The organism is Pseudarthrobacter sp. fls2-241-R2A-168, assembly GCF_030209335.1.
Taxonomy (GTDB): domain Bacteria; phylum Actinomycetota; class Actinomycetes; order Actinomycetales; family Micrococcaceae; genus Arthrobacter.
Genome location: NZ_JARVSG010000004.1, coordinates 343,000 through 362,348, shown reverse-complemented (window position 1 = coordinate 362,348; position 19,349 = coordinate 343,000). Strand labels below are relative to the sequence as shown.

17 protein-coding genes are annotated in these 19,349 nt (G+C 66.5%); 8 read left to right on the top strand and 9 right to left on the bottom strand.

The annotated features are described in order from the left end of the window. Window positions 1–10 precede the first annotated feature (10 nt). Window positions 11–1,273, top strand: a complete 1,263-nt coding sequence (locus QRN11_RS03600) for an NAD(P)/FAD-dependent oxidoreductase (RefSeq protein ID WP_285249914.1) — start codon at window positions 11–13, stop codon at window positions 1,271–1,273. Window positions 1,274–1,373: 100 nt separating this feature from the next. On the opposite strand, the gene gabT is transcribed toward QRN11_RS03600, so the two are convergent. Beyond that, window positions 1,374–2,744, bottom strand: a complete 1,371-nt coding sequence (gene gabT, locus QRN11_RS03595) for a 4-aminobutyrate--2-oxoglutarate transaminase (RefSeq protein WP_285249913.1) — start codon at window positions 2,742–2,744, stop codon at window positions 1,374–1,376. A gap of 61 nt (window positions 2,745–2,805) precedes the next feature. After that, on the bottom strand, window positions 2,806–4,236 hold the full coding sequence (locus QRN11_RS03590) for a gamma-aminobutyraldehyde dehydrogenase (protein ID WP_285249912.1): 1,431 nt from the start codon (window positions 4,234–4,236) through the stop codon (window positions 2,806–2,808). Window positions 4,237–4,392: 156 nt separating this feature from the next. Between QRN11_RS03590 and QRN11_RS03585 the strand changes: the two genes are divergently transcribed. Beyond that, window positions 4,393–5,829: a PucR family transcriptional regulator gene (locus tag QRN11_RS03585; protein ID WP_091416198.1), complete on the top strand. Its 1,437-nt coding sequence runs from the start codon at window positions 4,393–4,395 to the stop codon at window positions 5,827–5,829. A 191-nt stretch (window positions 5,830–6,020) separates the two neighbouring features. On the opposite strand, the gene QRN11_RS03580 is transcribed toward QRN11_RS03585, so the two are convergent. After that, a complete protein-coding gene (locus QRN11_RS03580; RefSeq protein ID WP_285249911.1) occupies window positions 6,021–7,586 on the bottom strand; it encodes a CYTH and CHAD domain-containing protein in 1,566 nt (521 codons plus the stop codon). 148 nt (window positions 7,587–7,734) lie between these two features. Between QRN11_RS03580 and QRN11_RS03575 the strand changes: the two genes are divergently transcribed. The 3 genes from QRN11_RS03575 (at window position 7,735) to QRN11_RS03565 (ending at window position 11,141) form a co-directional block, all read left to right on the top strand. Continuing rightward, entirely contained in the window at window positions 7,735–9,099 is a 1,365-nt protein-coding gene (locus QRN11_RS03575; RefSeq protein ID WP_285249910.1) for an MFS transporter, read from the top strand. 6 nt (window positions 9,100–9,105) lie between these two features. Continuing rightward, window positions 9,106–9,786, top strand: a complete 681-nt coding sequence (locus tag QRN11_RS03570) for a FadR/GntR family transcriptional regulator (RefSeq protein WP_091416206.1) — start codon at window positions 9,106–9,108, stop codon at window positions 9,784–9,786. Window positions 9,787–9,932: 146 nt separating this feature from the next. Beyond that, entirely contained in the window at window positions 9,933–11,141 is a 1,209-nt protein-coding gene (locus QRN11_RS03565; protein ID WP_285249909.1) for an AI-2E family transporter, read from the top strand. Between the two features lie 74 nt (window positions 11,142–11,215). Here QRN11_RS03565 and QRN11_RS03560 read toward each other — a convergent pair whose 3' ends face one another. After that, window positions 11,216–11,752 carry a hypothetical protein gene (locus tag QRN11_RS03560; RefSeq protein WP_285249908.1) on the bottom strand — a complete coding sequence of 179 codons (537 nt, stop codon included), beginning with the start codon at window positions 11,750–11,752 and terminating at the stop codon, window positions 11,216–11,218. Between the two features lie 154 nt (window positions 11,753–11,906). Here QRN11_RS03560 and QRN11_RS03555 point away from each other — a divergent pair, with 154 nt between their 5' ends. The 3 genes from QRN11_RS03555 to QRN11_RS03545 are packed head-to-tail and all read left to right on the top strand — an operon-like array spanning window position 11,907 to window position 13,491. Then, entirely contained in the window at window positions 11,907–12,197 is a 291-nt protein-coding gene (locus QRN11_RS03555) for a hypothetical protein (RefSeq protein ID WP_091416212.1), read from the top strand. A gap of 3 nt (window positions 12,198–12,200) precedes the next feature. Then, window positions 12,201–13,028, top strand: coding sequence for a DUF1206 domain-containing protein (locus QRN11_RS03550; RefSeq protein WP_142060612.1), 828 nt, complete (start codon window positions 12,201–12,203; stop codon window positions 13,026–13,028). 22 nt (window positions 13,029–13,050) lie between these two features. Then, entirely contained in the window at window positions 13,051–13,491 is a 441-nt protein-coding gene (locus QRN11_RS03545; RefSeq protein WP_142060614.1) for an SRPBCC family protein, read from the top strand. 14 nt (window positions 13,492–13,505) lie between these two features. Here QRN11_RS03545 and QRN11_RS03540 read toward each other — a convergent pair whose 3' ends face one another. The 5 genes from QRN11_RS03540 to QRN11_RS03520 all read right to left on the bottom strand — a co-directional run bounded on the left by QRN11_RS03540 (window position 13,506) and on the right by QRN11_RS03520 (window position 19,342). Next, the gene (locus tag QRN11_RS03540) at window positions 13,506–14,441 is read right to left on the bottom strand and encodes a TM2 domain-containing protein (RefSeq protein ID WP_285249907.1); all 936 of its coding nucleotides are present in this window, start codon (window positions 14,439–14,441) and stop codon (window positions 13,506–13,508) included. A gap of 139 nt (window positions 14,442–14,580) precedes the next feature. Continuing rightward, complete coding sequence (locus QRN11_RS03535; RefSeq protein ID WP_285249906.1) at window positions 14,581–16,047, bottom strand: FAD-dependent oxidoreductase; 1,467 nt, start codon at window positions 16,045–16,047, stop codon at window positions 14,581–14,583. A 98-nt stretch (window positions 16,048–16,145) separates the two neighbouring features. After that, a complete protein-coding gene (cobA, locus tag QRN11_RS03530) occupies window positions 16,146–17,411 on the bottom strand; it encodes a uroporphyrinogen-III C-methyltransferase (RefSeq protein WP_285249905.1) in 1,266 nt (421 codons plus the stop codon). Window positions 17,412–17,685: 274 nt separating this feature from the next. Next, complete coding sequence (locus QRN11_RS03525) at window positions 17,686–18,627, bottom strand: ABC transporter permease (protein ID WP_091416234.1); 942 nt, start codon at window positions 18,625–18,627, stop codon at window positions 17,686–17,688. Continuing rightward, entirely contained in the window at window positions 18,617–19,342 is a 726-nt protein-coding gene (locus tag QRN11_RS03520; protein WP_050054183.1) for an ABC transporter ATP-binding protein, read from the bottom strand. The genes QRN11_RS03525 and QRN11_RS03520 overlap by 11 nt, the downstream gene beginning before the upstream one ends. Window positions 19,343–19,349 lie beyond the last annotated feature (7 nt).

Genomic DNA, 19,349 nt, shown 5'->3' with positions numbered 1-19,349 from the left:
GGTTGCTCGGATGGAGGACTCATATCAGGTCATCGTGATCGGGGCAGGATTCGCCGGCATCGCCGCAGCCAAGGAACTTGGCCGCAAGGGCGTCCGGGTACTGCTGATCGACTCGAACAACTACCACCAGTTCCAGCCGCTGCTGTACCAGGTGGCCACGTCCCAGATCGGCGTGTCAGCCATTGCCCGGCCCATCCGGTCGGTTTTCCGGCGCCGCAGGAACGTCCGGGTCCTGACGGCCGAGGTGTCCGCCGTCGACGCCGCAAACCACACTGTCACCACAGCCGAGGGTGACACATTCCGCGCGCAGATCCTGGTGGTTGCCGTTGGTGCCGTCCCCAATTTCTTCAACATTCCCGGCGCAGCGGAGCATACCTTCCCGCTGTATTCGGTCACGGACGCAACCCGTTTGGGAACCAGCGTGACCCGGCTGCTGGACCGGGCGGACCGGGAGCCGGGGGCGCCGGTGGAGATGGTCGTGGTGGGCGGCGGACCCACCGGCGTGGAGACAGCCGGGGCTCTGGCGGAAAACATCAAATTCGTCGTGGCCAAGTACTTCTCCCCTGAATTGGCTGCGCGGTGCCGCGTGCACCTGGTGGACATGGTCCCCACCGTCCTCACCATGTTTTCGGCGAAGTCCCAGGAGTACACCCGGCAGCGCCTGGCAAAAATCGGCGTCCAGATGCACATGGGCGTGGGCGTCACAGAAGTTCGTGACGGCGGCGTGACGCTGGCCGACGGGACGGACATCCCGGGAGGAATCGTGGTGTGGGCCGGCGGGCTCAAGGGCGGCGACCTCCTGGCCGGTTCCGGGCTCCCCCAGGGGAAAGGCGGCCGGATCGATGTCCGCACCGACCTGACCGTTCCCGACGTCGAGGGCGTCTACGTCATTGGCGATGCCGCCAACATCACCGACTCCACCGGAGCCAAGCTGCCGCAGCTCGGCTCAGTGGCTCAACAAGCCGGCAAGTGGGCAGCCCGCAACATCAACGCAGACCTCAACGGCGGCACCCGGCAGCCGTTCCGCTATGTGGACAAAGGCTACATGGCCATGATCGGGCGGGGAGCGGCGGTGGCTGAACTCGGCCGGCAGCGCATGCAGCTCCAGGGGCCGCTGGCCTTCCTGTCCTGGCTCCTGGTGCACCTGGCGCTCCTGTCCGGATTCCAGCAGAAAGTCCGGGCCTTGTTTTCCTGGCTTAACGGGTACGTCCTGCACAGCCCCGCGCAGGTGGTTATCGGCGGACCGGATAACGTCAACCGACAGCTGCCTTAAAAACCGACAGCTGCCTTAAAACCCCTGGGCCCCGGAACGGTAGTTCCGGGGCCCAGGTTTTGTTCGCGCCGTTGCGAGGGGACGCTAACTCTATTGACGGCTACGCGTTGGCCTTGATGGCCGCAGCCAGGACCTCCAGGCCGTCGTTCAGCAGCTCATCGGTGATAACCAGCGGCGGCAGGAGGCGGATGACGTTGCCGTAGGTGCCGCACGTCAGGATGATGACGCCTTCCTTCAGGCAGGCGGCGGCAACGGCCTTGGTCAGTTCCGGGTTCGGTTCCTTGGAGCCGGCCTGGACCAGTTCGATGGCCAGCATTGCACCGCGGCCGCGGACATCGCCGATGACACCGGTTCCGGCGGATGCCAGTTCCTGCTGCAGTTCCCGCAGCCGGGTAGTGGCGAGGGCTTCGATGTGGCGGGCGCGGCCGTTCAGGTCGTACTCCTCCATGGTGCCGATGGAGGCAAGTGCGGCGGCGCAGGCTACCGGGTTGCCGCCGTAGGTGCCGCCGAGGCCGCCCGGGTGGACGGCGTCGAGCAGGTCTGCCCGGCCGGTGATGGCGGAGAGCGGCATGCCGCCGGCGATGCCCTTGGCCAGGGTCATGATGTCCGGGATGACGCCTTCGTGGTTGACGGCGAACCATTCGCCGGTGCGGCAGAAACCGGACTGGACCTCGTCGGCGATGAAGACGATGCCCTTGTCCTTGGCCCAGGCTGCCAGTGCGGGGAGGAATCCTTCAGCGGGGACGATGAAGCCGCCCTCGCCCTGGATGGGTTCGATGATGATCGCGGCAACCTGGTCTCCGCCGATCTGCTTTTCGATCATGGTGATGGCGCGCTTGGCGGCCTCGGCACCGGTGATCTCCGGGTTTTCCTCGCGGTAGGGGTAGCTCATGGGCATGCGGTAGACCTCGGGCGCGAACGGGCCGAAGTTGGTCTTGTAGGGCATGGCTTTGGCGGTCAGCGCCATGGTGAGGTTGGTCCGGCCGTGGTACGCGTGGTCGAAAGCCACGACAGCGTCACGCCCCGTGGCGAGGCGGGCCACCTTGATGGCGTTCTCCACTGCCTCCGCACCGGAGTTAAACAGGACGGTGCGCTTCTCGTGGTCGCCCGGGGTGAGGCGGTTCAGCTGCTCGGCGACAGCCACGTAACCTTCGTACGGCGTGACCATAAAGCAGGTGTGCGTGAAGTGCTCCACGGCTTCCTTGACAGCACCGACGACGGCGGGATCGGACGCGCCCACGCTGGTCACTGCGATGCCTGAACCAAGGTCGATGAAGGAGTTGCCGTCCACGTCGTGGATGATGCCGCCGTCGGCGTCGGCAACGTATACCGGGACGCCGGAGGCGACGCCCGCGGCGACGACGGACTTGCGCCGTTCAGCCAGGGCCAGGGACTTGGGGCCCGGGAAGTCGGCCTGGACGCGGCGCTTCTGTTCCAGCCGGAAGGTGATGTCTGATGCGGTGGTGGTCATGGGGGGCCTTTCAGGAATTGCGGGGAGCGTTTGGGGAAGTGGTGCCGTTAGCGCGGACTCGTCAGGCGTCCAGTGCGCTCATCACGTGCTTGATGCGCGTGTAGTCCTCGACGCCGTACATGGAGAGGTCTTTGCCGTAGCCGGACTGCTTGAAGCCGCCGTGCGGCATCTCGGCGGTGAGGAGGATGTGGGTGTTGATCCAGACGGCGCCGAAGTCCAGGTCGCGGCTGAGCCGCATGGCCGTGCCGTGGTTGGAGGTCCAGACGCTGGAGGCCAGGGCGTAGTCCACATCGTTGGCCAGTTCCACCGCTTCTTCTTCCGTGCTGAACTTCTGCACCGTGATGACCGGTCCGAACGTTTCCTGCTGGACGATGCTGTCCGTCTGCTTCGCACCGGTGACGATGGTGGGCTCGAAGAAGAAGCCCTTATCCCCCGCCTGGTGTCCGCCGGTTTCGATCCGGCAGTGCGCTGGAAGGTTTTCCACCACGGAGCTGACCTGCTTGAAGTGGTTGATGTTGTTCAGCGGGCCGAAGTAGTTGTCTTCGTCGTTCTGCGAGCCGGTGTGCAGGGTCTTGGTGTGCTCCACCATGGCGGCCACAACGTCGTCATGCACGGATTCCTCCACCAGCACCCGGGTGATGGCGGTGCAGTCCTGGCCCGCGTTGAAGAAGGCGAACTCGGCGATGGCCGCGGCGCTCTTCTTGATGTCGGCGTCCTTGAACACGATAGCCGGCGCCTTGCCGCCCAGCTCCAGGTGCGCCCGCTTGAGGCTCTTGGCGGCACCGGAGGCGACGGCGATGCCGGCGCGGACCGAGCCCGTGATGGACACCAGGCCGGGGACCTTGTGGTCCACCATCATGGCGCCGGTCTGGCCGGTGCCCAGCACGACGTTCAGAACGCCGGCGGGCAGGATCTCCCCGGCGAGACGGGCCAGGACCAGGGTGGACTCCGGGGTGGTGTCCGAGGGCTTCAGGACAACGGTGTTGCCGGCTGCGAGCGCGGGGCCGATCTTCCAGATAGCCATCAGGAACGGGTAGTTCCAGGGCGCCACCTGGGCCACAACGCCGATGGGTTCGCGGCGGACGTAGGAGGTGTAGCCCTCGAAGTACTCACCAGCTGACTTGCCCTCGAGGATGCGGGCTGCTCCGGCGAAGAAGCGCAGCTGGTCCGCACCAGCGGCGACTTCCTCAGACGCGATCAGGGAACGCACCTGGCCCGTGTTGCGGTGCTGCGCCTCCACCAGTTCGTCGCTGTTGGCCTCGACGGCGTCGGCGAGCTTGAGCAGCATCAGCTGGCGCTGGCCGGGCGTGACGTGCTTCCAGCTCTTGAAGGCTTCCTTGGCTGCAGCCATGGCAGCGTCCACGTCCTGCTGGTTGGAGATGGGCGAGTGCGCCACCACTTCACCGTTCGTGGGGTTCACGATGTCCAGCGTGCCGCTGCCGGCGGGCGTGACAAAGGAACCGTTGATGAAGTTCTGCAAGGTTTGGACCACGGTGTGCAACCTCTTTCCTGGGGGCCATCGGCGTCGAAACTGATGGATCTGACTGCCTTGAGCCTATGCCAGCGCCCCTGCGCCGTGAATAGCCACCTGCACACCTTTCCCGCCGCTTTTTAGTGCGGTTGACTAGCGCCCGTTTATCCTTGGTTCATGGCCATTTCCCTTGCTGCCCTCCTGGGTGTCAAATCCCTGAACCTGTCCAAAGTGGGGGTCGCCGAGACCACCTGGCACGAGGACATCAACTGGGTGGCTGTGACCGAACTGGAGGACCCGCAACGCTTCATCAATGGCGGCGAGCTCATCCTCACCACTGGCTTGCGGCTGAAATCGGCCCCCGAGCAGCGGCGTTTTGTCCGGCAGGTACAGCGGGCCGGCGCCGTGGGTATCGGCTTCGGCGTGGGGCTGTCACATGAAGCAGTACCGCCGGCCCTGCTTGCCGAGGCCAACCGCTGGGGCCTGCCGGTGGTGGAAGTCCCCTACGAAACACCCTTCATCGCCATCGGCAAGCTGGTGGCGGACGCCCAGTCCGCGGACCATTACGCCAAACTGGAACGGCTGATCGCCGGCCACCAGGTGCTGGCGCGCGCACTGCTGACCGGCGGCGGCCTGGCCGAGCTCCTGAAGCACCTGGGCGGCATGCTCCGCGCGGACATCGCGCTCACCCAGTTCACGGCACAGCTGTACAACAGCACCAAAGACAGTCCGCAGGCCGATACCTGGGCGTCCTACCCCATCCCCACCGGCCGGCGGGATGCCTGCACCCTCTGGGTCCGCAAGCCCTTTGAGGACTCGGGCATCATCGGGTACGCCCAGAACCTGATCAGTGTTGAGCTGAACAACATGGTCAAGCAGCGCCAGGCCGAGCGCGCCCTGTGCGGGCAGGTGCTGGAGGACGTGATCCACGGGGCGCTGGAGACCAGCGAGGCGCAGCGCCGCCTGGCCGGGGTGGGCATCAACAGCACGCGCAAGAACGTGGTGCTGTTGGCTGTCTCCGCCGCCCATCACAAGGCCCTGGTGAGCACCTCGGTGCCGCGGGAACTGGAGAAGTCCGTGGCCGCCGTCGTGGGCAAGGACCTGATGCTGGTGATGAACGACGACGGCGGGGCGGCGCCGTCGCTGGCGCGGAAGTTGAGCGACCACCTGGCGGAGGCGGGGATTCACGCCACGATCGGCATCGGCGGCGCGTACACCAAGCCGAACGGCCTGCGCTGGAGCTACTTTGAGGCGCGGGATGCGGCCAGCCACGGACTGCCGGTCAACGAGCCGGAGCGGCTGAGCCTGACGTCGCTGCTGCTGGCCAGTGAGGACGTGCCGCTGGCGGACATGGCCCACGAGTCCCTGAATCCGCTGCGGACCTTCGACGCCGCCCATGGCGCCGAACTGATGACCACGCTGGAAAGCTACCTGAACAACAACGGCTCCGTGGCCGCCGTCGCCGAGGAGCTCACCCTGCACCGCAACACGGTCAGGTACCGGCTGGCACAGATCACCGAACTGACCGGTTACGACCCCGCGGTCACCACGGACCGGGTGCAGCTCTGGCTCGCCCTCGCGGTGGCCCGGCTGTCCGCCCGGCAGGGGAAGTAGCCGCAACGCGGGTGGGCCCACGCATGGGCCCACGCTACCGAGGGGCCCCAATCGAGCTTGCGAGATTGGGGAGGTAGCGGGGAGGGTTCCCTGGCCGAGCTTGCGAGGCTAGGGTGCGGGCGGGGTCAGACAGCGCCCAATAGTTGGGGTTGAAAGGGCGTTATCTGACCCCGCGTTGCCTTGCGCAGCCCCTACAGAACCCCGCGCCGCAGCAGGCCACGGGACTTTTTCCGGGCCTTGCGGTACTTGGCCTCGGCCTGGTCCATGACGTCGGCCTGGCGTTTCCGAAGCACCGCCAGCGTCTCGGCCGTGGCCTCCGCCATGGCAGGGCCCGATTCCAAGTCCTGCAGCAGCTTCCGGGCCACCACGGCGTCGTGGAAGCCGCCGAGGATTTTCTGCTGCTTGTGGGCTGCCTTGGCCACTTTCCCGGCGCGTTTGCCCTTCACCAGCACCGCCAGCTCGGCCACATGCCGCAACCGCTTGGCCTCCTTGCGGACCTGGTGGAGTGCGTTTTCGTAATCCGTGCCGCGCCGGGCCTGGCGGGCGGCCTTCTGCGAGCGCCGCAGCCTGCGCACAGACTTGTCCACGGCTTTCACGGCAAGCCGGCGGCCTGCCGCCACCTCATCCGCCCTCACCGGCGGCTTATCGCGGAAGTCTTCCAGGTTGTCCAGCAGCCGAAAATACCGCTCGGACTGCAGGGCGTCGTGTACCTGGCGGTAACCGGCGTCAAATGCCGCTCCGGCCTTGCGCTCCACCTGCTCGCGGACGGCGTCCGTGCCGGCACCCGGCGGAAGCCCGGCCAGTTGGCTGCGCAGCCCTGCCAGGACCACCTCGGCGTCCCGCGGATCGCCCAGCAGCTGGCCCAGCCAGTCCAGCTCATCCCGCAAACGCCGGACGGGCGTGGCCCGGTACAGCTTCTTGTACGCGGCCAGCACCGACCGGAGCCGGCGGATGGCGGACCTCATGTTGTGGATGCCCTCGGGTTCCTCCAGCCTGACCGCGGCGTCCTCGGCGAGGAGCCGCCGCAGTTGCTCCGTCACGTAGACGGTGACGACGGCGGCGGCCGGTGCCTTCTTTCCGGCCTGCAGTTCCACCGGGGCTGCCTGGCCTTCCAGCGCTGCGCCCGCCTTTGACGCGCCCCCGAGGGCCCGGGCCAGCTTGGATGCGTGGCCGGCCGGACGGGCTCCCGCAGCCAGGAGCAGCGGCTCGGCGGGCTCGAACAGCTCCGGCCCGCCGTGAACCAGCTCGAGTTCCCACTCGCGCCAGCTCTGCGGCTGTTCTTCCGCGTCTCCGGGGTGCAGGCGGGCTGCCTCCACCCAGTCATCTGCCAGGTCCGCCAGGTGCGTCCCGTCCCCGGCGTACAGCGCGTGGGTGGTACGCCGGGTCTGAAGCCGGACTACGGGCCTCACGTCGGCTCCCCGAAGGTGAGCCTGGACATGCGCCATCAGGCTGTCAGGCACGACGTCGGGCTGGCCCAGCGGTGCGTGCACCTCGCGGCGGTGCTGGGGTTCTGTTTCAGTGGTTGCTTCCGGCGGCAGCTTCAGGTGCCAGCCGGCGTCGGCCCCACCGGTGCGGCGGCGCAGGGTGATGCGGCGGGAGGCGAGCGTGTGCTTGTCCGTATCGAAGTAGACGGCCTCCAGGACGGCAGTATGCGGCGTCCCGACGCTGGCCACACCCGGCAGTTCTTCCAGCGCGGGCACTGCGGCGTCTTCACCGACGTCGTACTTCTTCTCGATCTCAATTCCCTCGGAAGCCATCACAGCCGTCCTTCCGCACTCGTCACGCATGGCTTGGACGGATTGGCGCCCCAGCCCCCGCTGGCAGTCTATTGCCCGGGCAGGCAGCGGCGGGAGAGCTTGACCACAAAACTGGAAACATCAAACGTCTAACCTTTAGCCTTGGGAGATGCCCGCCACTCCCCCCTCCCCTGCAATCCCGTACACCGCACATGCTTCGGCGCCTGCCACTGCTTCGGCCCAAGTGCGGACTGCCGCGCCCGCTGTTGCGGGCACTTCTGGAGGCGAGGCAACCAAGCCGCGCTCCGCCGTCGTGTTCGGCGTGATAGCTCTGGTACTCATCGGGCTCAACCTGCGGGCGGGCATCACCGGGGCATCGGCGCTTCTGCACGACCTGCAGACCGTATTGGGTTACGGACCCCTCGTGGCTGCCATCATCCCCTCCATCCCCACACTCTGCTTCGCCCTGGCCGGCGCCGGTACCTCCTGGCTGACAGGCAAATTGGGCGTGGAGAAGGCCATCCTGCTGTCACTCTCCATGCTGGCCGGCGGGCTCCTGCTCCGCGGCATCCCCGCCACCGGAATGCTGGTACTGGGCAGCGTGGTGGGAATGTCCGGGCTGGCAGTGTGCAACGTGGCCATGCCGTCCTTCATCCGTGAACACTTCGCGCACCGGACGTCGCTCATGACGGCCGTCTATACGGTGACCATGACCACCGGGGCCACCGTCACGGCCGTTGCCGTGGTTCCGCTGGCGCAGGCCCTGGGATCGCCGTCCGCGGCCGTCGGCGCCATTGGAATCACCGCCGTCGCCGCGTTCCTCGGCTTCCTCCCCGTCGCCTTGCACGTACACCGCAACAGCACCCGGTCCGCGGCCCGGCATGTGTCCCCCTGGCCGCTGCTGCGGACCCGGAAAGGGCTGCTCCTGACGGCAATTTTCACGCTCCAGGCCCTGTTGGCCTATGCGCTGCTGAGCTGGTTCCCGTACATGCTCACCACCATGGGCATGAACGCCTCGGACAGCGGGCTGATGTTCGGGCTGATGCAGCTGGTGTCCGTTCCTGCGGGCATGCTGCTCATTGCCATTGGTTCCCGCCCCCGGATGCTGCGCCCGGCGTTTTACCTGGTCAGCATCACCATGGCCGCGGGACCTGCCCTGCTCCTGGTCCTGCCGGTGGCCCTGGCCGTTGTTCCCGCGGTCCTGCTGGGGTTCGGCCTGGGTATCTTCCCGCTGGTGATGGTGATGATCAGCCGGAGCGGAGCCAGCACGGCCGAAACCACAGCACTTTCCACCCTTGCCCAGTCCAGCGGATACCTGCTTGCCACCGCCGGTCCCTTCGGCATGGGACTGCTGCACAGCGCCACCGGCGGCTGGATCCTGCCCCTTGCGTTACTGCTTTTCCTGTCACTGGTCCAGATTGTGGTGGCGCACCTGATCACCGGCAGCGCGATGACCCGCGGCGCAACTGGCGCCATGGCCGTCCGCACGGCAGGATCTTCCGCGGCCGAATCCCCCGCGGCCGGGCGGAAGTAGGACGCCATGGCCCTCAGTACCTCACACCGTCCGCCGCTTGCCGAGGAAGTCACGGCAAAGCTTCGCGCCATGATCCACTCAGGCGAATGGCCCCTGCACCAGCGCATCCCCTCCGAGACCGGACTGATGACGGATCTGGGCGTCTCGCGAGGCACGCTGCGCGAGGCCATCAAGGCCCTGGCGCACAGCGGCATGCTGGAAGTGCGCCGCGGAGACGGCACCTACGTCCGCGCCACCAGCGAGATCTCCGGTGCCGCCCGCCGCATGTACCAGGACCACACGGAGGCCCACATCCTGGAGGTCCGCCTCGGCCTGGACACCCAGGCGGCCCGGCTCGCAGCGCGCCATGCCACACCCGACGACGTCGCGGCCCTGCGCGCGCTCCTCAGCGACCGGGCCCAGGCCTGGAAAAGCCAAGACTATGCGGCCTGGGCGCGTGCCGACTGGGGTTTCCATGAGCGGGTGGCCCAGGCCTCCGGCAACCCCCTGCTGCATGAGCTCTACGTCAGCTTCGGCGCCGTGGTCCATGAGGACATGCTCAAACAGCTTCTCCGGCCCGGATTCGACGGGCTGCAGCACGAGGGGCATGACCTACTGCTCGAGGCCATAGAGCAGGGCGATGAGGACGGGTCCGTGGCCACCGTAAACCGGAACCTCAACTCCTGCGCAGAGTGGCTGGCGGCGTAGCGGCTCCCCCTTCGGAGGGAAATGCGGCGGCACGGGGTTTCACCGGCCCCTAATCGGTCAGTAGGCTTACTATTCGACGAAGGTTGTCTTCCTGGCGTGCTCCTACACGCGCACCAGGGTACCCGCCGACGAATGAGGAGTTCCCCATGGCGCGAGCACGCCTGACCGAACAGGTGCCGGGCACCGATACCCCGCAACCGCTACCGGCGCCACATCCAAACGGCCACGAACCGGCCGCGGCTCCAAGGAAACGCCCGGCCAAACAGCCCAGCGCACTTTGGACTGACGGGCTGGGCAGGGTGGGCACCCGCGCGGCCCAGGTCCTGCTGATCCTGACGGTCGCGGTGGTGTCCGTCTACGCGCTGATGCAGATCAAACTCCTGGTCATTCCGGTCCTGATCGCGCTGATCCTGGCCGCGGCGATAGGACCGTTCGTCAACATGCTCCGGCGCCGCGGGCTCCCCGGCGGAGTGGCCACCGGCATCGCCTTCTTCGCCCTGCTGGCTTTGCTCGCCGGTATTTCCACCGTGATCTACTTTTCGGTCCGCAACCAGTGGGGCGAGCTGGCGGCACAGGCTTCCTCAGGGCTGGATGAGCTGGAACAGTTCCTGCTGACCGGCCCGGTTCCCATCGAGCAGGAACAGCTGGACCAGGCGCGCGAAGGGATTGTGCAGTTCGCCACCAGCAGCCAGGTCCGGTCCGGCGCCATCACCGGCCTGTCGGTGGTCACCGAATTCATTGCCGGGGCCAGCCTGATGGTGGTCATCCTGTTTTTCTTCCTTAAGGACGGCGCGAAAATCTGGAACTTCTTCCTCCGGCCCTTCAGCGGGCAACGGGAAGCGAAGCTGCGCCGGGTGGGGAGCCGGACGCTTGAAGTGCTGGGCGGGTACGTCCGCGGTACCGCCATCGTGGCCCTGGTGGACACGGTGGCCATCGGCGCCGCACTGCTGATCATGCAGGTTCCCCTGGCCTTTCCACTGGCCATCATTGTGTTCATCGGCGCATTTATTCCGCTGGTGGGCGCCACGGTGGCCGGCATCCTGGCCGCCCTGGTGGCGCTGGTGGCAAACGGCCCGATTGTCGCGCTGATCGTGGTGGCCGTGGTGGTGGCGGTCAACCAGCTCGAAGGCGACCTCCTGCAGCCGATCGTGATGGGCAAGTCACTGCAGCTCCATGCCCTGGTGATCCTGATGGCACTGACTGCCGGCACTATCCTGGCCGGCATCGTAGGTGCCGTGCTGTCGGTGCCGCTTGCCGCCGTCGCGTGGGCCATCATCCAGGTGTGGACGGCTGAGGATCCAAACCTGGAGGACATGAACCCGAATCTGCCTCCCGCGCACAGCCAGCCGGTCTAGGCCTGGCCTTTTAATCACGAACGACGACGGTCCGGCACCTGGGCGCCGGACCGTCGTCGTTCGTTTTTGCTGCGTTAGCGCTGCAGGCCCGCGAACACATTCTTGGGCCGCTGCATCTCGCCGTGCTTGGCGCCCAGGATGACCACCAGGCCGGCGAACGCCGGGATGACCCACTGCAGCACCTTGAGCTGCTGCTGCGCCGCCTTCAGTTCATCCGAGGCATCCGGCCGCGGCTCCGTAGCACCCTCAGCACCCTGATCGGCCAGCTTCTCCACCTTCTTGCCCAGGATGCCGGAGTACAGCGTCACGGCCGCGCCCGCCACCGTCACCGCCGTCTTGATCACCGTGTCCCGCGCCACGCCGTCCTGCTTGGCAATGCGCTCCTTGTTTTCCCAGGCAATCGCGAGGTCCGCCACCAGGTGGGAGGCGAACGCAGCCGTCTGGAAGGGCGCCCACTTCATCCACCCGGCACTGGAGAGCCGGGTCCGCTCTGACGGCTCCCTGGCCGCCGCTGCCGCACCGTTCAGGCCGATGGCACCCATCAAGGATCCACCGAACCATGCTGCTGCCGTCAGGTCGTGAACCGACCGGGCAATAAGATTTCCTGCCATGATGTGCATTCCTAACGTTGAACTGGTTACAGATGCCGTGCCTGCGGACGTCTCTTGCCGTGTCCCCTCAAGGTCATGGTGCGCCTATGGTAAGCACACTTACTAATGTTACGAAAGCCCGTCTTGTACAGGCGCAACGCGTAATATCTTGGGCATGGGTACTACAGGGAGTTTGTTCGGCTGGGCCTTTGGTGACCCCGCCCGTGAAGATGACGGCAGCTACGTGGAGAAGCTTCAGCGCGAAGCGTTCGGGAATGCGCGGGACACTGCCAAAGCCAAGGGCGTGGCAGTGGTGCCGGGAACCGAAGTCTTCACCGTGCTGAGCGGAAACGATTCCCTCGTGGAACTGGAGAACGCCCCCGGGCAGTTGGTGGTCCGCTGCACCGTCCACGTCGAGGGACCAGGCGCGGAGAAGATCCGCGCCGAAGGACCCATGAACGGATAAGCAATGTCGGACAGCGACTCCACCCTGAGCCAGGCAGCGGATGCCGTCGAGGAGGCCTCGAACCACCCGGCCCTCGACGTCCTGGCCCGGGCCGGGTTCGCGGTTATGGCGCTGCTGCACGTCATCATCGGGGCCATCGCCATTGCGGTGGCCTTCGGCCAGCCCGGAGAGGCCGAGCCCACGGGCGCCATCGAACAGCTCGCGGCCAACGCGTGGGGACCGGCCGTGATGTGGGCCTGTGTGGCTGCGTGCCTGGGCCTTGCTCTATGGCAGGCCAGTGAAGCCACGCTCCGGGCCCGCCGCCTTCCCCGCAAGGAGCGGCTGGCCAAGCTGGTTTCCTCGGGCTTCCTGGCCATCGCTTACGGCAGTGTTGGCCTCAGTTTCGCGGGTTTCGCCGTCGGACTGCGGGGCGACTCCAGTGAGAGCACCCGCGATTTCAGTGCTTCGCTGATGGGAACCCCGTGGGGGCTGTGGGCGCTGGTGGCGCTGGGCCTGACCATCATCGGGATCGGCGTCTACTTCATCTTCAAGGGCATCCGGCGGGGGTTCAAGGAGGAACTCTTCCACTTCGACGGCACCCGGCGCGGACGGCTTATCGACAGCCTGGGCATCTCAGGCCATATCGCCAAAGGCGCTGCCCTGTGCCTCACCGGGCTGCTCTTTGTAATTGCCGCCGCGAAGCATAACGCCAACGAATCCACGGGATTGGACGGCAGCCTCAAGGCGCTCCGCGACCACCCCTTCGGCCCCTACCTGCTGGTTGCCATCGGGGCCGGATTCATCGCCTACGGAATTTTCGCCCTCATCCGGTCGCGCTTCGGGCGGATGTAGCTCCACTACAGGAAGGAACGCCATGTCCACCGTGTCACAGCTGTTCAACACCCCTGCCGCCGATGTCTGGCGGGTCATTGCCGACGGCTGGCTCTACTCCGGCTGGGTAGTGGGTGCCTCAAGGATCCGCGCGGTGGATGACACCTGGCCGCAGGCAGGCTCACGCCTCCACCATTCTGTGGGCACGTGGCCGCTAGTGATCAACGACAGCACCCGCGTGACAGCTGCCGAACCGGAGAAGTCACTGGAACTGGTGGCGCGCGGCTGGCCGCTGGGCGAGGCCAAAGTGGTGATCACCCTGCAGGACCAGGGCAACCAGTGCCTTGTCACCATGGCCGAGGACGCTATCCGCGGCCCGGGCAAGAAGGTCCCGAAGGCACTGCGGGATCCGATGATCACCATGCGCAACCGCGAGACGCTCAAGCGGCTGGAGCTGATGGCGGCAGGCGGAGCCGGGAAGTAGCCCGGCCGGGTTAACTATTCCGCGGTCAAAGTGAAGGTGGATGCCTGGTCGCCGAAGTCATCGCTGACCACTACCTTGACCGGCCCCTTCTTGACGTCAAACGCAATGAGCCCCTGGCGGAGATCCCCGACGCCCACTTCCTCAGTGGGCAGGCCGCCCAGGCCATCCTCAAGATAGATCCGTTCGCCTTGGTTGCCCTCCGAGTCGTACACCTCGAAGTTCATCGGCGCGGCCGTGCTGGTTCCGGTGAGCGTCTCCCATGAGACCTCGAAGACCAGGAACCCTCCGTTCGCCGGTTTCAGGTAGGACATGGCCGGGATCTCGGTGGTGTACAGGGAATCGAGGACGCCGATCTTTACGGTGTTGCCTTCGGACACGGTGACCACGAGGGAGTTTTCATCGGTGGTGCTTGCCGATGATGGAGCGGGCGCTGACTGCGAGGCCGGGGGAAGAGGCGGCTGAACGGGAACGTTCCGGCCCTCGAGGGCTGCAGCTGTGATGCTGATGGACACGACAGTGAGCAGGATTGCCGTAATCATGCTTGCGAGCCAGAGGATTACTGTGATGATCCACGCCTTCTTTTTGTTCTCCGGGTAGCCTTCCAGCGGACGGCCATCCTTGTCCCTGGCATTCCCGGTCAGCGTGATGATCAGGTCAACGATGGCCCAGATTCCCAGTCCGCCCAGCGTCAGCAGCTTGGCGACGCCGGTGCCAATCTTGCCGAGATAGAACCGGTCCGCGCCCAGGCTGCCGAGCAGGAGGGACAGGATCCAGGTGGTGACGAAGGACTTGCCCGGCCCGCCGGCGTAAGGAAGCTGCCCGTATGGCTCCGGCTGGTAGCCGCCGGACTGTCCTCCCTGGTAGTGCCCGGCGAAACCGGACGGAGCAGGCGGAACGGGCGGAACTGACGCGCTGTTTTCGGGCGCAGGCGGGTAGCTGGGGTGGCTCATGGAGGGTCCTTAGGTAAGGGCAGGCGGAATGGCAGCGGCCGGCCGGGGCCGGCAAGTGTTTCTCCAATGAATTTACTTTATTGGCCCAAAAAGTGGGATGGGCAGAAATGCCCATCCCACTGATTTGACTTCGAAAGCGCTAGACCTGCGCGGCTACACCGTCGCGGGAGATGTCCACCATGTCCTCGCGCGGCACTACCTTGATGCGCTCACGCTTGACCTCAACACCGTGCGAGCCGCCTGCTTCGGTGGCCGCTGCGCCAAGGGCGAGTTCGTGGGCGTCCAGTGCCAGCCAGCCTTCCCAGCTGGTGAACTTCACGCCACGGGCGTCCAGGAGTTCCACCACGGCGTCCTCGGCCGGAACGCTGGCCACCGGAAGGTTTTCGCGGTCTTCCAGCAGGTAGGTGACGGTCTCCAGGGCGTCGCCCTTGGTGTGGCCGATCAGGCCGACGGGACCGCGCTTGATCCAGCCCGTGGCATAGATACCCGGCACGTGGGTGCCGGAGGCATCCAGGACGCGGCCGCCGTCGTTCGGGACCACACCCTTCTTGTGGTCGAACTCGATCTCCGGCAGGGCGGAACCGAAGTAGCCGATGGCCCGGTACACGGCCTGGACCGGGTAGTCCACGAACTCTCCGGTGCCGCGGGCGTTGCCCGTGCCATCCAGTTCGGTGCGCTCGAACTTGATGCCGGCCACCTTGCCGGGCGCCTCGGCGTCGTCGTAAATCTCCACCGGGCTGTGCAGGAAGTGCAGGTGCAGGCGGCGGGAAGCCTTGAGCTCGGAGACGTCCTCGGGCTGCTCGGCGATCCAGTTGGTGAGCGTGCCGACCATGGTCTTGGTCTGGTTGTTCGTCTGGATCTGGCGGTCCGATTCCTCGTCGAACTCGAAGTCCTCCGGGTACAGGATGATGTCCACGTCCTTGGAGTGGGACAGCTCGCGCAGCTCCAGCGGGGTGAACTTGACCTGGGCGGGACCGCGGCGGCCGAAGACGTGCACGTCGGTGACCGGCGAGGCCTTCAGTCCGGCGTAGACGTTGTCCGGGATTTCCGAGACCAGCAGGTCGTCGGCGTGCTTGGACAGGACGCGCGCCACGTCCAGGGCAACATTTCCATTGCCGATGACGGCGATTTCCTTGGCTTCGAGGGGCCATTCACGGGGAACGTCGGGGTGGCCGTCGTACCAGGAGACGAAGTCCGCGCCGCCGTAGGAGCCGTCCAGCTCGATGCCGGGGATGTTCAGGTCCGCGTCCTTGATGGCGCCGGTGGCGAAGATGACGGCGTCGTAGTGGGTGCGCAGGTCCTCGATGGTCAGGTCCGTGCCGTAGTCCACGTTGCCGAAGAAGCGGATGTCGCCGCGGTCCAGGACCTTGTGCAGGGCGTTGACGATGCCCTTGATGCGGGGGTGGTCCGGGGCCACGCCATAGCGGATCAGACCGTAGGGTGCCGGGTAGCGGTCAAAGAGGTCGATGCTCACGGTCAGCTCACCGCTCTTGACGGCCTCGCTTTTGGTGAGGATGTCCGCGGCGTAGACGCCTGCCGGGCCGGAGCCCACGACGGCGACGCGCAGCGGACGGTCGGCAGAACCTACGGTGGTGCTTGATGACACGGCTGTGTTCCTTTTCTTCGATCCGTCCCAACTAAGTAGCGCTAAGTGTCGCTATGAGGGCTCAAAACGACACTTGGCGCTACCCAGTTGGGTGGGGGCTAGGTGGTAACGGAGGTCTTGCGGGGGCTGTTGGGGGTGGTGGTTCCGTAATCAGCGGTTTTGAAGTGCGACGGCGCGAACGGGCTCACGCGCACCACGTCACCGATGACTATGACTGCCGGGTTGGCCACACCGGCGGCTTCCGCCTGGTCCGCGATGGAGCCGAGGGTGCCGATGGTGACGCGCTGGTTGGGCAGGTAACCGTTCTCCACGATACCAACCGGGGTGTCCGCGGGCAGGCCGGCTTTGCCGAGGGCGGACGCGGATTCGCGCAACTGGCCCACACCCATCAGCAGCACCACGGTGTGGTCGGGCCGGGCCGGCACCTCGGAGAGTTCCTCATGGCCGGTCACCACGCTGAAGCCCTTGGCGAGGCCGCGGTGCGTCACGGGGATGCCGGCTGCGGCGGGGACGGAGATCGCGGACGTGACGCCGGAAACCACTTCAACGTCGACGCCGTGCTGGCGGCAGTATTCGGCTTCCTCGCCGCCGCGGCCCAGGACGTAGGGGTCCCCGCCTTTGAGCCGGACCACGCGGTGGCCCTTCAAGGCTTCCTCCACAAGGATCCGGTTGATCTCTGACTGCGGCACGGGGTGGTGGCCGGGGGTCTTGCCAACCTCGATGACGTGGACGTCCGGTGCCAGTTCGTTGAGCAGGTCGCGGGGGCCCAGGCGGTCTGCCACCACAACGTCGGCCTGGCCGAGGAGCCGGCGGCCGCGGACGGTGATGAGGCCGGTGTCGCCTGGACCGCCGCCCACCAGGGCGACGGAACCATTACGGGCGGCCCGGCGGCGGCGCAGCGGCAGGTCGCCCGTTTCCAGCGCAGTGGCGACGGCGTCGCGCACGGCCATGGCGCGGCGCGGGTCTCCCCCGGCGTTCACGGCGATCTTGACGTCGTCCACTTCTGCGACGGCAGGCGTCCAGGCAGCTGAGGCTTCGTGGTCGGAGGCGTTGACGCACCAGATGCGCTGCGCCTCGGCGTCGGCGGAAACCTGGGCGTCCACGGCGGAATCACCGGTGGCGGTCTGGACGAACCAGACGCCGTCGACGTCGGAGGAAGAGTAGGTGCGCGCCTCCCAGGTGAGGAGGCCGGCGCCGGCCAGTTCCTGGAGTGCGGCGGAGGCAACCGGAGCCACGACGGTGACCCGGGCACCGGCGTCGAGCAGCCCCTTGGCGCGGCGTGCAGCAACGGGGCCGCCGCCCACCACCAGCACGGGGCGGCCAAGGAGGCGCAGTGCTGTGGGGTAGATATCCTGAATTGCCATGAATCAACGGTAGGGCCGCGTCACAATCGCCCACAAAGGCCGAGCAACACCAGTTCACGTAAGGTAACGCTGCGTCACATACTGGTTCGCCGCCGTCGTCGACCGTCCTGGGGCATATTGGCGGCAATTCCAGCGGGCGCAGGCTTGATCCGCGGCGTGTCCGTGTCAAAGTGCCCCGGTTCGGCGGCTGGAGGCCGTGAAGTCGCCATGAAACAGCAAAGCCCGACGGCGGGAGTTGCCGTCGGGCTTTGCTGGAGGTTTGGAACGGGCTGGCTTAGCGGGTGCTGCCGGAGAGAAGGCCGCGGCTGCGCAGGAGCCTTTTTTCGATCGGTGCGAACACCAGCAGCTCGATCAGGATGCCAACGGCGAGGATCAGCAGGATTGCGGCCATCACCACCGACATGTCGGACAGCTGCCGGCCCTGGTCCAGGAGCGAGCCCAGGCCAAAGCCGATGGTGCCGCCTACGGCGATGATTTCCGCGGCCATCAGTGAGCGCCACGAGAACGCCCAGCCCTGCTTGAGGCCGCTCAGGTATCCTGGAAGCGCGGCGGGAAGGATGATCTGCAGCGCCATCTGGAGCCGGGACGCACCCAGGACGGTACCCACGCGGCGGTACTGCGGCGGGATCTGGTCCACGCCCGAAATGAGCCCGTTGATGATGGACGGGATGGCGCCCATAAAGATCACGAAGTACACGGTGGCGTCGGTCAGCCCGAACCAGATGATGGCTGCCGGCACCCAGGCCACCGATGGCAGCACCTGCAAACCGGAAATCAGCGGCCCGAAAGCCCTGCGGAGCGGAGCCACCTGGGCCAGCAGCAGGCCCACGGGGGTGGCAATGACAACGCTGATCACAAACCCGATGATGCCGCGCTGCATGGAGGTCCAGACGGATTCCTGGAGCTTGCCTTCGTTCCAGAGCACGCCCATCTGGGTCACCACGTCCAGCGGACCCGGCACCAGGTCGCGGCGCTTCACCCCGAGCGAGACGTAGAACTGCCAGATGAGCACCAGAACCACCAGCGCGGCGATGGGCAGGAGTACCCGGCTCCAGTCCACCCGGTGTTTACGGTCGGCGTCGGATTGCAGGGAGTCAAGGCCGGATTCAAGTTCCCGCAGGTCCTCGTGGCCGGTGGAAGTCCGCGTCAAAGCGGCATGGACGTGGGGGGTTTCGACAGGCTCAACCAACGGATCAGACACGGAGTTACTTGGCATGGCGGCGAATCTCCTCACGCAGCCGGGCGGTGATGACCCCGGTCAGCTGGCCGGCAAGCCCGGCATCGGTTCGGTGTTCCTCGGTGACGGCCCATTCCTGGACAACGCGGCCGGGGCGGGAGGACAGCAGCAGCACGCGCTGGCCCAGCCGGACAGCCTCGCGGACGTTGTGGGTCACGAAAACGATGGTGCGACCGGTTTCCTTCCAGATGCGCTCAAGTTCGTCGTGCAGCAGGTCGCGGGTGATCGCGTCCAGGGCGGCGAACGGCTCGTCCATCAGCAGCAGCTGCCGGTCCTGTGCCAGGGACCGGGCCAGGGAGACGCGCTGGCGCATGCCGCCGGAGAGCTCATGCGGCCGCTTGTCCCCCGCGGTGCCGAGGTGCACCAGCTCTAGGAGCTCCTGCGCCTTCGCCTTGCGCTCGGCCTTGCCCATGCCCCGCAGCTTGAGCGCCAGTTCGATGTTCTCCCGGGCCGTAAGCCAGGGGAACAGCGCGGCGTCCTGGAACATAAACGCGGCACCGTCGCTGGGCACTTCGAGGGCGCCCGACGTCGGCGCCTCGAGTCCGGCGATGATGTTCAGCAGGGTGGATTTGCCGCAGCCGGAGGCACCGAGGAGGGCGACGAACTCGCCCTGGCCGATGTTGGCGTTGACGTCGTCCAGCACCGGGGCGCCATCGCCGAAGCGCTTGCCCAGGTTTTCCAGTACGACTGGCATGGTGCCG

Bases quoted from the DNA above. Each gene is read 5' to 3' on its own strand.
- QRN11_RS03560 (WP_285249908.1), bottom strand. From the start codon at position 11,752: ATGGCAGGAAATCTTATTGCCCGGTCGGTTCACGACCTGACGGCAGCA.
- QRN11_RS03575 (WP_285249910.1), top strand. From the start codon at position 7,735: ATGCCCGCCACTCCCCCCTCCCCTGCAATCCCGTACACCGCACATGCT.
- QRN11_RS03520 (WP_050054183.1), bottom strand. From the start codon at position 19,342: ATGCCAGTCGTACTGGAAAACCTGGGCAAGCGCTTCGGCGATGGCGCC.
- QRN11_RS03550 (WP_142060612.1), top strand. From the start codon at position 12,201: ATGTCGGACAGCGACTCCACCCTGAGCCAGGCAGCGGATGCCGTCGAG.
- QRN11_RS03585 (WP_091416198.1), top strand. From the start codon at position 4,393: ATGGCCATTTCCCTTGCTGCCCTCCTGGGTGTCAAATCCCTGAACCTG.
- QRN11_RS03555 (WP_091416212.1), top strand. From the start codon at position 11,907: ATGGGTACTACAGGGAGTTTGTTCGGCTGGGCCTTTGGTGACCCCGCC.
- QRN11_RS03580 (WP_285249911.1), bottom strand. From the start codon at position 7,586: ATGGCTTCCGAGGGAATTGAGATCGAGAAGAAGTACGACGTCGGTGAA.
- QRN11_RS03540 (WP_285249907.1), bottom strand. From the start codon at position 14,441: ATGAGCCACCCCAGCTACCCGCCTGCGCCCGAAAACAGCGCGTCAGTT.
- QRN11_RS03565 (WP_285249909.1), top strand. From the start codon at position 9,933: ATGGCGCGAGCACGCCTGACCGAACAGGTGCCGGGCACCGATACCCCG.
- gabT (WP_285249913.1), bottom strand. From the start codon at position 2,744: ATGACCACCACCGCATCAGACATCACCTTCCGGCTGGAACAGAAGCGC.
- QRN11_RS03570 (WP_091416206.1), top strand. From the start codon at position 9,106: ATGGCCCTCAGTACCTCACACCGTCCGCCGCTTGCCGAGGAAGTCACG.
- QRN11_RS03545 (WP_142060614.1), top strand. From the start codon at position 13,051: ATGTCCACCGTGTCACAGCTGTTCAACACCCCTGCCGCCGATGTCTGG.
- QRN11_RS03525 (WP_091416234.1), bottom strand. From the start codon at position 18,627: ATGCCAAGTAACTCCGTGTCTGATCCGTTGGTTGAGCCTGTCGAAACC.
- cobA (WP_285249905.1), bottom strand. From the start codon at position 17,411: ATGGCAATTCAGGATATCTACCCCACAGCACTGCGCCTCCTTGGCCGC.
- QRN11_RS03600 (WP_285249914.1), top strand. From the start codon at position 11: ATGGAGGACTCATATCAGGTCATCGTGATCGGGGCAGGATTCGCCGGC.